Origin of the sequence: Nostoc sp. FACHB-888 (assembly GCF_014696655.1) — a bacterium.
GTDB lineage: Bacteria > Cyanobacteriota > Cyanobacteriia > Cyanobacteriales > Nostocaceae > Nostoc.
Genome location: NZ_JACJQM010000140.1, coordinates 1 through 11,867, shown reverse-complemented (window position 1 = coordinate 11,867; position 11,867 = coordinate 1). Strand labels below are relative to the sequence as shown.

General features: G+C 41.5%; 8 protein-coding genes. 3 read left to right on the top strand and 5 right to left on the bottom strand.

The features are described from left to right. Positions 1–77 precede the first annotated feature (77 nt). Positions 78–3,005, top strand: a complete 2,928-nt coding sequence (locus H6G26_RS33630) for a plasmid replication protein, CyRepA1 family (RefSeq protein WP_347242548.1) — start codon at positions 78–80, stop codon at positions 3,003–3,005. Positions 3,006–3,243: 238 nt separating this feature from the next. Here H6G26_RS33630 and H6G26_RS33625 read toward each other — a convergent pair whose 3' ends face one another. Continuing rightward, a complete protein-coding gene (locus H6G26_RS33625) occupies positions 3,244–3,453 on the bottom strand; it encodes a hypothetical protein (protein ID WP_190735329.1) in 210 nt (69 codons plus the stop codon). 515 nt (positions 3,454–3,968) lie between these two features. Then, positions 3,969–6,794, bottom strand: coding sequence for a calcium-binding protein (locus tag H6G26_RS33620; RefSeq protein ID WP_190735327.1), 2,826 nt, complete (start codon positions 6,792–6,794; stop codon positions 3,969–3,971). 971 nt (positions 6,795–7,765) lie between these two features. Here H6G26_RS33620 and H6G26_RS33615 point away from each other — a divergent pair. Further along, positions 7,766–9,340, top strand: coding sequence for a GMC oxidoreductase (locus H6G26_RS33615; RefSeq protein WP_190735325.1), 1,575 nt, complete (start codon positions 7,766–7,768; stop codon positions 9,338–9,340). 39 nt (positions 9,341–9,379) lie between these two features. Here H6G26_RS33615 and H6G26_RS33610 read toward each other — a convergent pair whose 3' ends face one another. The 3 genes from H6G26_RS33610 to H6G26_RS41920 form a co-directional block, all read right to left on the bottom strand. Further along, the gene (locus H6G26_RS33610; RefSeq protein ID WP_242054055.1) at positions 9,380–9,613 is read right to left on the bottom strand and encodes a transposase; all 234 of its coding nucleotides are present in this window, start codon (positions 9,611–9,613) and stop codon (positions 9,380–9,382) included. A gap of 37 nt (positions 9,614–9,650) precedes the next feature. Continuing rightward, positions 9,651–10,871: an ISL3 family transposase gene (locus tag H6G26_RS33605; RefSeq protein ID WP_190735323.1), complete on the bottom strand. Its 1,221-nt coding sequence runs from the start codon at positions 10,869–10,871 to the stop codon at positions 9,651–9,653. A gap of 129 nt (positions 10,872–11,000) precedes the next feature. Beyond that, entirely contained in the window at positions 11,001–11,231 is a 231-nt protein-coding gene (locus H6G26_RS41920) for a hypothetical protein (RefSeq protein WP_242054053.1), read from the bottom strand. Between the two features lie 551 nt (positions 11,232–11,782). Between H6G26_RS41920 and H6G26_RS33590 the strand changes: the two genes are divergently transcribed. Next, a partial coding sequence (locus tag H6G26_RS33590; RefSeq protein WP_190735333.1) for a MerR family DNA-binding transcriptional regulator occupies positions 11,783–11,867 on the top strand: 85 nt, incomplete at its 3' end.

The window sequence follows — 11,867 nt, the reverse complement described above, 5'->3', positions numbered from 1 at the left end:
CTCCCCCTCACAATGATTATCATTTTAATATTGAGTGAGATTTAATTTCCTCAAAGCCTTATGTAGTTTGAGTCTTGGTGTATTTCATACTGATTCAGGCTCGTCAATATTTAGATGCGTTTGCCCTGGAGACACGCGCCTTCTTCCTCTTAGTCCCGAATCGCATTTGGGTGAAAGTCTCCCTACGTTGCGGTATTCCCATTACAGAATTTGACTTACAACATCCCGGCGGCTTCTGGCATTGGGTTTGGAGGCATAATGTACCAGTGACAATTGTAGAAGGTGTCAAGAAAGCGGGGGCATTATTGACTGCTGGTTATGCTGCGATCGCTATCCCCGGTGTTAACGCTGGATACCGCACACCTACTGATGAATATGGTACAGCGAATGGTAAACCATACCTCATCCCCGACTTGAAACATTTCGCAACACAGGGCAGACAGGTTAATATTTGCTTTGACCAGGACAACAAGCCTGAGACAGTCCAGCGAGTCAGAACCGCTATCAGTCGCATGGGACGGCTGCTGGTAAACGAGGGTTGTTCGCTGCGAGTGATTGATTTACCGTTAGGGGCAGAAAAAGGGGTTGATGATTTTATCGTTATCAAGGGTCAGCCAGCATTTGACGCGCTTTACAACACCGTCGTTGCACTGGAGTTGTGGGAAATAAAGCTGTTTACTTTGCTGACTTACCCGCCTGCGATCGCACTCAACCAAAGATTCCTCGGACAACTTCTCGTCCCCGAAGGTGAAAAGCTGATTATTCTCAAAGCTCCCAAAGGCACTGGTAAAACCGAATGGCTGGCAACTGAGGTGGCGAAAGCACACGACCAAGAGAGACGGGTATTAATTATCACTCATCGCATCCAGTTAGGTGAGGCATTGTGTAATCGCTTCGGTGTTAACTATGTTACCGAAGTCCGCACGAATGAAACAGGCACATTGTTAGGATATGGGGTGTGTGTTGATTCGCTGCATCAGGAAAGTCAGGCGCGATTCAATCCTAATGACTGGTCAAATGATGTGATTATTATTGATGAATGTGACCAAGTTTTCTGGCATCTTCTCAATTCTAGTACGGAAGTGCAGAAGCGTCGGGTATCCGTTCTCAAAAACCTCAAGCAGTTAGTGCAGAATGTTTTGGGCAGTAGCCAGGGAAAGATTTACCTATCAAGCGCTGATGTGTCCGATACTGATGTGAAGTATGTTTTATCACTCGCTGGTGAATATCGAGTTAACCCGTTCGTCATCGTTAATAATTATCGGCATGTAGCCGGAAACTGTTACAACTATTCTGGTAGTAATCCGAAGAATTTGATTGCTGCTCTTGATCGGGCAATCTCCAAAGGTGGGCATCATCTATTGTGCTGCTCTGCTCAAAAAGCTAAGTCTAAATGGGGGACGCAAGCATTGGAAGAACGTTTTCGCCGCAAATTCCCACACCTGCGGATTCTGCGAATTGACAGCGAATCTGTTGCTGATCCATCTCATGCAGCGTTTGGTTGTATCGCTCACCTGAACGAAATTCTCACCCAGTATGATTTGGTTATCGCCTCCCCAAGTTTAGAAACTGGAGTCAGCATCGACATTCGAGGACATTTTGATGGTGTATGGGGAATATTTCAGGGAGTGCAGCCGGTTAACTCTGTGCGTCAGATGTTGGCAAGGGTTAGGGAGACAGTTGACCGTCACATTTGGGTTAGAGAATGGGGGATGTCGGTTGTAGGCAATGGTTCCACATCCATCGGAGGATTGCTGCGAAGTCAACACGTCGCAACACAGGCCAACATTGCGCTGTTGTCTGCGGCGGATAATGACGACTACAGCTATGTTGACCAGAACTTCCAGCCTGAGTCATTGCAGACTTGGGGTAAGCGTGGTTCTGTAATCAACGTAGAAATGCGGCGCTATCGAGAATCTGTGCTTGCGGGTTTGGTCGAGGATGGGTACATCGTTATTGATGCCGACGATGCTGATGATGACGAGAGTGGGGCTGTAATTGAGTCGGTTAAAGCGGCAAGTGAGCAATTGTATACTGCTGAGTGTCAGGCGATCGCGCAAGCTGATGAACTCTCGCAGACTGAACTCAAAAAACTGCAAGACAAACGTGCCAAAACGAAAACTGAACGACATCAGCAGCGCAAGGCGGAATTGTTTCGTCGCTATGAAGTTGATGTTACCCCTGAGCTTGTGGAGAAAGATGACGATGGCTGGTATCCTCAACTGAGAATGCACTACTATTTGACGCTGGGCCGGGAATTTCTGACCAACCGTGATGCGAAACGGGCAGCAGCGCAGTTGGAAGCAGGGGAGAATTCTATTTGGAAACCAGATTTTAACAAAGGGCAGTTATTACCTGCTGTACTGTTACTGGAAAATTTGAATCTGTTGCAGTTTCTTACGCCAGACGTTCAGTTGCGGGGAAGTGACGAAAAGATGTTGGAGTTTAAGGCACTGGCTGTTCAGCACAGGCACGTTATCAAGAATTACTTGAATGTGACTATCTCGGAAAAACTTACTTCCATAGCGATCGCTCAGAAGTTACTTGCCAAGATTGACTTGAAGTTGGATTATGTTGGTCGGTTGGGTAAGCGTGAAAATCGGGAGTGTGTTTATCGGTTTGTTGCTCCTGATGATCAGCGTGATTCGATTTTCGGGCAATGGCTCAATCGAGATGAAGCATTAAATCGTGAGTTGGTGTCAGTCATTAATAATATAGAGTTCCCAACACAAGTGACTGGTACAATATCACATGACATTCCCCAAACATTAAATCAGGTCGAAAGTCCTGCTAGCCACGGTTGGAAGGGGCTGAAGCTGAAATTGCAGCAGGGTTTGGACAGTATTGGCTCTTCCTACAGTGAGTTAATCTCCAAGGTTGGTGAGACTGTTGGAATTGCTGATGGTGAGCCTTACTGGAACGCATACCTGGGGCAATGGCAGGTCTGGGTTAACTTTGGGAGCGACTGTAGGTCTGTGGTGTGCGATTGGTTAGAAGCAGTGTAGGTTATGCTCTCAATAGTTCATGTGTCCTTTTAGTTCCCCATGCTGTTCTGACCGAAAACGGTAGAACGCAAATTTTGCCAATATTCCGGTGTTACTTCCCTGTTGCTTTCGTTGGCTCAAAAAGAATTTTATCAGGGCAATCACTCCTCAGAAAATTTTTAAAGAAAAATCGGGAAACAGTTATCACCCAACAAAAAAACGAATATTATATCTTCATCCAGGGCAATATTCTGACAATTTAGTAGTGATACGAACTTAAAAGTGCTTGAATATCTAAACCTTCACTGATTTCTAAAACTTTGAGTAACCACTGTGCATCTTCATTTTTTAGAGATTTAATGTTTTTACCGTTGCAGTAAATAACTAAATAAACACTATTATCTTCATAATCATGAACCGGATAATCATAAGTATAAACCAGAGATTTTTTAACTTGTTTTTTAGTCATTAGACCGTCAATTATATTTCTATCCACAAAACGGCTGTAGTAAATACTTCAGATGTCGCTTGAGTGAGCTATTTCTGCTGGATTAAAGAGCGATAAGCAGTGCATTAGGTGTCAAAATCGTGAACCTATCGTAGTGCAATACTTTCATGGTAATTCAGGTTGCTGACTGAGAATAATATCTCAATAAGGGAGCAATATGAATCCTATCAGTTTATTAAACTGGCATTTTGGTATTAATTCTCTATAAGGGTAATCGTTTGAGCTAGGAGGAATCAGTCAGCGTGGCTCTAGCTTGGGGTCAATTCATCAGTTAGGCTTTTCGGTGTCGCTTCAGATTTTAATTTAGTGGCGCTTCGGCAAACATTTACCGCAGGCATCGCAATCTTTGGATTATCTGTACAAGAATCGCTGTCGCTTACCAAAAGGATTTGCATTGAGCAAAACATATGCGAAGTGCTAAAAATAGCACCCCGCAAACCGTACCACTTAGTGATTTGCTCCCGCGCTAACTCCGATTAAACAACCACAAAATTGTTTTTGCTTACTGACAATCCAGGAGATAATTGTGCAAATTTTACCTGGGTAAACCCAGACGCACTGCCATCAAGGTCAAAGAACAGTCCACCTGTAGCAGCGTTGTAGATAAATCGCTCTTGGTTAGTGGTTGCAGATGCTCCAAGGGTAAACTGATTAGTTGAAAGTATACCTAATGATAACCCGCCACCAAAGCCAGCAGCCGACACCTGAATTAGTTCATTAGTCGTGTTGAAATCATCAATACTATCAACACCTTCGTTGAAACTATTGAAACTAAATGTGTCAGTACCATATTCTCCAATTAGGGTATCATTACCTTTGCTCCCTGTAAGGATATCATTGCCAGAATAACCCTTGAGGGTATCATTGCCATTGCTCCCCACAATCAAGTCATCGTACAGTGTACCTGAAATATTTAATTGTTCTATATTCTTGTAACTAACTCCATCCGTGCCCACCGTAATTAAGCCAATGTTAGTGGTGGCATTGAATGTCGACGAAATGATTTTTCCATCACCAGTAACATCATTAGGATTGTAGTCATTGTAATTGACGGACAACACATCGTCACCCAAACCCCCATCTATGGTATCATTACCAAGACGTGTGGAGATCGTATCATTGCCATTGCTCCCCACAATCAAGTCATCGTAGTCTGTACCAAAGATATCTAATCGTTCGATATTCTTGTAACTAACTCCATTCGTCCCCGCCGTAATTGAGCCAATGTTACTAGTGGCATTGAATGTCGTTGTGATTCCTTCACCTTCATTAGTATTACTTAAATAGACGGACAACAAATCGTCACCTAAACCCCCATCTATCGTATCATTGCCACCACCTGTGGAGAGCGTATCGTTGCCATTGCTTCCCACAATTAAGTCATCGTCTTGTGTACCTAAGATATTTAATCGTTCGATATTCTTATAACTACTAACTCCATTCGTGCCCGCCGTAATTGAGCCAATGTTACTAATGGCATTGAAACTCGTTGTGATTCCTTCGGTAACATCCCTGTAATCGACAGACAAGAAATCGTCACCCAAACCCCCATCTATGGTATCATTGCCACCGATACCAAAGAAGCCGCCTATGAAGAGCGTATCATTGCCATTGCTTCCCACAATCAAGTCATCGTAGTCTGTACCAAAGATATTTAATTGTTCGATATTCTTGTAACTAACTCCAATCGTACCATTCGTAATTAAGCCAATGTTAGTAATGGAATTGAATGTCGTTGTGATTCCTTGGGTTCCATTGTTGTAATTGACGGACAACAAATCATTACCCTTACCCCCATCTATCGTATCGTTGCCAGCATAGCCCCCAGAGAGCGTATCGTTGCCATTGCTCCCCACAATCAAGTCATCGTATTGTGTACCAAAGATATTTAATTGTTCGATATTCTTGTAACTAACTCGATTCGTGGCCTTTGTAATTGATCCAATGTTAGTAGTAGCATTGAATGTTGAAGTGATTCCTCCGGTAGCAGAGGTGTAATCACCAGACAACAAATCATCACCCTTACCCCCATCTACTGTTTGAGTCACTAAAGAAGAGGGGTCAGTATATGATGCGTTTGTTGGGATACCTACATTGAAAGAGTCATTGCCATCGCCCCCAGAAAGCAGATTGTTGCCTTCTGCATTGTCTAATCGCAAGTTATCGTCACCAGTACCACCGTTGAGAGTGTTATTGCCTGTTGTATGACCAGCATCTAATACATCATTACCAACGCCACCGTTGAGGGTGTTATTGCCAGAGCCATTAAATCTTTCAAAATATCCACCGGAAAAGTCGAGGAAGCCAGAAACGGAGAGTATATCCTTACCAGCGCCACCAGAGAGCAGATTATTACCTGTTGAAAAGTCAACATACAAGAAGTCATCACCAGCATCACCAATGAGTGTGTTATTGCCGGAGGAATAACTAGCATTCAATCTATCATTACCAGCGCCACCGTTGAGGGTGTTATTGCCTATGATTGGATTGCCAAATGAAATGCTTCGGCGTCCGCCGTAGTTACCAGAGGCAACTAGATTATCATTTCCATCGCCACCAGAGAGTAGGTTATTGCCTTGTGAATTGTTAACATTCAAATTATCATCCCCAGCACCGCCAATGAGAGTATCATTCCCTGTACCACCTCTCAACAAGTCGTTGCCACTTTTGCCGTCGAGCCAGTCATTACCGCCCTGACCATTAATTACATCATCTGAATTATCCAAACCCGTAATGTTGTTATCGAGGTCATTAAGGAAGGTGACTGTATTCTTGATGCCGACGCTTGTATCTGTGGAGTTGGCATCTAGGACATTAAAGCTGTCAGTGATACTAGTTTGCCCATTAAACAGGATATTGCCAATCGGTGGTTTTGCACCAGTTGCTTTCAGGTTCTGCAAGTTTTCTAATTTGAACTTTTGCAGGATAACTTTGGTATTAGGCGTATCATCAACAACTTCTTCAAAGTCTTCAAAGGTGATTTCCAGATTGCTGCCGTTCTGGGTCAACAACAGATTTCGGGCAGTGAACAAGTCATTGTTCCCGAAATTTAGGGTGTCCACTTCGGTAATCACTCCGGAAGTCGGGTTTGTTCCTTTACCGACGCCACCGAAATCAATAATAGTATCAGTGTCGTTGAGATAGAAGTCATAAACAAATTGATCCTTCCCACCACCACCAGTCAAAGTGTCGTTGCCCTGGTTCCCTGTAATGGTATCGTTGCCTGCAAGACCGTTAATCGTGTCCGCGTCGTAACTACCCACTAAGGTATCATTACTCAAGGTTCCAATGATATTTGCCATAATCTTTTATTACCTAAATCAATTTTTTCAATAACTTCAGTTCTCAATTTTGAGTTGAGTGCTGTTTTTGGGCACAAAAAACTTGCTTCAAGGGTGATGCTTTCGGCATACTTTACTGGGCTAATTTTGAGACTCACTTCCGTTTTTGGTTTCGGTTTAGGAGTGTTATTGAGTCAACACTGTTGTACTTAACAGAGGTTAATTGAGAAATTATGCATTTGCCGAAGAACCGTTTCTTCTCGGCTCGACTTTATCCAAAATTGAGAAATCAGTTTTCTTGATACGTCGCGGCGTGATGCTGGAGTTTCAGAATGTGAAGATGATAGTTTGCTCGACTAGTGACAGATGCCCCGCAATGGACTGAGTGGATGGCGTGATTTTTTGGGCACAGGTCGCGATTACTAAAAGGTCAGTTCCTCGCAAGCAAAAAGCTAACTCTTATCCAGAACGATTTTGAAAATTTTTAGAATTGCTCTGACACAAATGGCACGCTTGAAAAGAATTACATAAGAACCAAGTTTACTCAGTCGCATGGAAAAATATTTCCATACTTTTGACTATACTTCTGCTGAAATCCAATCGGATCGGCAATCCATTTTATCAGTTGCCACCACAAAGGGCTGGTATTTTTGTTTGCAAAACCCTTTCTTAGCTCTACCGAACTGCAAACAATAAAAATGAAACCACCTTAAATTGCTGAAGTTGCGTTCTCACACGCTTAAGCGGCTTGTTGCTCGTTGCCAAAATTTAACCTTTTCTTTACTAAAAAATCCCCCAAAATTTGCTGAAATAAGCATTGTTGCTTACTAAGCGTTAATCTGATACTCATATCAATGATTGTTGTAAATCAATTAGAATTTCCCAAATCCAAAATTGCTAGCTGCGACTACCAAAAATTGCCAAGTCACTGAGCTAACTGCCTGCGATTTACAACCTTGCAAATATGGCAAGCAAAAAATAGGAGATAAAGTATGTCCCAAATGCTAAATCGTCGTCGATTTCTTCAGGCATCGGCGGCGGCAGCAGCAAGCGTAGGTGTATCCGCTATTCGCACTGCTGCTGCTGGTGTTGACGAGTATGTTGAGGCAATAGTGATTGGTAGTGGTTTTGGTGGCGCAGTCGCATCATTGCGTCTTGGTCAGGCGGGAATTGAAACCGTTGTCCTGGAACGGGGACGACAATGGCAAATTACTAGCGCAGGTAATACTTTCTCTACAAAAGATAATCCAGATGGTCGTTCTACCTGGCTTAGTCCCACTACAGTTTTACCCCCACCAGTTCCAGAAATACCCATTGATGTATATACAGGTGTTCTCGATGTTAAAAGAGGTAATGGGATTAATGCCTATCGCGGAGCAGGTGTTGGGGGTGGTTCGCTTGTCTACACTGCTATTACCTATCAGCCAACTGAAGAACTATTTTACAAAGTCTTTCCCCGTACTATTGAATACTCCCAACTAGATAGAGTTTATTATCCAAGAGTGCGTTCTATACTCAAAGCATCTCCCATCCCAGACGATATTTTACAAACTGAGTATTATTTGGCCAGTCGTATTCTCCAAAAGCAAGCAGCCAAAGCGGGTTTACAAACCCGAAAAATCGATATCGCCTTTGATTGGGACATTGTTCGTCAGGAAATCGCAGGTCAGAAAGTGCCTTCTATTATTAATGGTCAAGTGTACTATGGCACAAATAGTGGTGCTAAAAACAGCGTAGACCGTAACTATCTAAGTATGGCTTCAGCTACTGGTAACGTTGAAATCCGACCTTTGCACGTAGTCACTATGATTGGAGAATCAGATCGTGGGCGTTACCGAGTTGTTTGCGATCAAATCAACGAGCGAGGAGAAGTGCTTTTTCAAAAATCTTTTGTTTGCCGCTATCTGTTTTTGGCCGCAGGTTCAATTGGCACTACTGAACTATTGCTGCGTGCGAAAAGCAATGGTACTTTGCGCCGCCTCAATCATCAGGTAGGAAAGTTTTGGGGGACAAATTCTGATTCGACTACTGTAATGATTAATACAGGTGAGACTAATCCAACACTGGGGACTCCTGGTGTAATTGCCGTTGAACATCTCGACAACCCTATTGCCCCAGTGATACTTGAGGCATTTCAAGCACTTCCTTTCATTCCGCAGGGTCTGATTCCTGTTCTTGGTCAGGGAATTTCTAAACCAGAGGGCTATCTTACTTACAATGCCTATACTGGGTCAGCAGATTTGTTTTGGACTAACAACTCAACCGATAGCCAGAAAAATGCTCAAGCTCTCCAGTATACTTACCAACGGCTTAACCAAACTAATGGTACAACTCTAGCTGCATCACCAGACTACAGTTTTACAGCACACCCGCTTGGAGGTGCAACCATCGGGCAAGTATGCAACACTCATGGGCAGGTCTTTGGTTATCCTAATTTGTTTGTTATTGATGGTGCGCTTATTCCTGGTTCAACAGCCTGCTCTAATCCCTCGTTAACTATTGCTGCTCTTGCAGAACGGAGCATGGATCACTTTCTCAACCGGATTCCTAGTCATAGGAAAATATAACTTTGCGATTCAACCTTATAGAACCCATTTGGGATCTATCTAACCAGTTGCCAATCTTTTAAGCATCAGTCGGACAAAACAGAGATTAACTTTAGTAGTGGCATGAGCAAGAGTTCTTTCAAAATTCTTGACCAAACTTTTACATCTTTCCATCCAAGAGTTAGTTCTTTCGATCACCCATCTGGCTTTGACTGGGACAAAGCCCATTTTTCCTTTCTTCTCCTTCTGAGCTTTCGATAGTTTGGGCGACAGCTTAAACTTAATCTTATTCATGATCTGAGGATAAAGTTTTTTGGTTCTTCAGCTACTTTTATGGAGAATTAATAGAAAAGTGCCAGTTTAGTAAACTGCGTAAGCGAAAATTGCTAAAGTTACGAAAGCCATACCCAAGTCTTTTAATTAACTTGAGTTTATTATTAATTCCTTCTACAACACCACTAGTAGTTCTACCGTCAAAATAACCAACTATTTCCCCAAACCATCTCACCATTGTCCCTAGACTTTTCGGGAAATATGAACGAGCATCATACATCCAGTCTAATAATTGAGTGATGCTATCTCCCCAAGATTTAGTTGTGTCAAATATCTGGCGGAATTGTTCTTTAAGGGTGTGCATTTTAGCGAGATTAGGCGAAACTTCTAGCACAGACTGTAATTTCAATTTTTGCTTTTCATTTAAAGAGCCTTCATTTTTTAGTAAGCTATATTTACTCTTGTTTAATGCTTCTAACCTTTTGGTTTTTGATGATTCATCATCTAAGGACATTGCGGCTTTTTTCTCGTTTTTACGCATAGTATCTAATTCATTAGTAATTTGTTTCATCACATGAAATCTGTCAGCAGTTATGTTGGCGTTTGGCATTAACTCTTCTACTAACTTTTTATAAGGTGACCAGAGATCAATACTCACCTCTTCTATTTCATTAAGTACGTCAATTCCCCAACTGACAAGAACTTCACGAATATCTTCTACTCTTCTCGACTGCACTATCTCAATTGGTTTATGACTATCTAAATCTACTAATACTGCTAGATAATTTCCCTGGCCTTTCACTAAGGCAATTTCATCTATTCCTAATCTTTTTATCTGACTTAAGTTAATACTTAATATCTGTGATACTTGGTTTTTTAACATTGATTCTACTTCTTCATCACTTAAGCCATTTCTTTTGGCAACACTATGAATATTACTATTTAATACTTGTTGAACTATGTCGAACGCTAATCTTTTAGTATATTTTTTGCTTTTCTCTACAAAATTTAGTTGTTCGCTAAATACTTTTTTACACTTATGACATTTAAATTGGCGGCGATTTATTTTTAAGAGTACTGATTTTTTATTCCACGGTAAATCATGAATTATTCGCCAATGATTTTGATGTATACTGTAAGTATTTTGTCTACAGTTAGGACAAGTTGAATAATTGATTCTTTTTTCTATCGTTATAATTATTTCTTCTCCTTCAAGTTCTTGAAAATCTAATACTTTCATTTCGCTCAGATTCAGGATTTGTTCTACAGGAAATTTCATAACCAACGCTTAAAACTTTACTGTTTTATAATGTAAACTAAGTTTATCGAGCTATTTAAGTATGTTTAATATTTCTTAAATGCTTGCAGTACATATATTTCAAGTATCAATAACACGAAATTACAGTCATTAAAATCCAGTAAATTCTACTTCTTTCCATAAAACTGACGCAAGAACCAGTTTTTTCAACTCTTGCTCTAGTTTTTCAGGATGATATCCGTTGTCAAGAAGGATGGTGATTTTAGGAATGTTGACGGGTTTAGATTTGAAGTAATCGATGTGAACAGACAACATTTCAATTAATCCCTGATCATCAGATACATTGGCTTTGGTGCAATGACTAAAAAAAGGAAACCCCAAGGTATCCACTGCTAAATGCCTTTTGATTCCGTTTGTGGCTTTGTAAAAACAAAACCCTTTTGACTCTAAACTGGCATAAAAGCGTGTTTTTTACCGCTTGTGAATCAATGATGATTAAGGTTGTCCATTTGGCTTTTTTTTTGATCTGTTGGCGGACTCGTTCATGTAACACATCCCTCATTTTCTCGATTACTCCTTCTGCTCGCCACTGTTTATAGTGCCAAAATACTGTTGAGTAGGGAGGTAAATCCGAATGGCAAATCACACCAATTACAACCATTCTTTAGTTGATACAAAACCCCATCTAAAATTTCTCTCTTGCTCCATGTTGGGGGTTTGGTTCTTTTCTTTTTCGGTAACAGGGGTTCAATAATCTCCCACTCTTTATCTGTCAAGCTGCTTGAATAAGGCATTTTCCCCTGATTATACTCTTTGACCAAGATCCCAAATGGATTCTATAAAATTCACTTTTCCACAAAAAATTCTAATTGAGAATGTTATGGAAAATAAGGTCTTGACCTAGAGCGCACTCTAGGTTTTATAGTCTTGGTATGACAAGCAAATTCACCATCCAACAAGTTGCTGAGGCAACGGGGTTAAGCATCCACGCTTTACGTTATTACGAGAAAGTGGGTC

Coding starts and splice junctions, on each gene's coding strand:
- H6G26_RS33620 (WP_190735327.1), bottom strand. CDS start 6,794: ATGGCAAATATCATTGGAACCTTGAGTAATGATACCTTAGTGGGTAGT.
- H6G26_RS33625 (WP_190735329.1), bottom strand. CDS start 3,453: ATGACTAAAAAACAAGTTAAAAAATCTCTGGTTTATACTTATGATTAT.
- H6G26_RS33605 (WP_190735323.1), bottom strand. CDS start 10,871: ATGAAATTTCCTGTAGAACAAATCCTGAATCTGAGCGAAATGAAAGTA.
- H6G26_RS33610 (WP_242054055.1), bottom strand. CDS start 9,613: ATGAATAAGATTAAGTTTAAGCTGTCGCCCAAACTATCGAAAGCTCAG.
- H6G26_RS33615 (WP_190735325.1), top strand. CDS start 7,766: ATGTCCCAAATGCTAAATCGTCGTCGATTTCTTCAGGCATCGGCGGCG.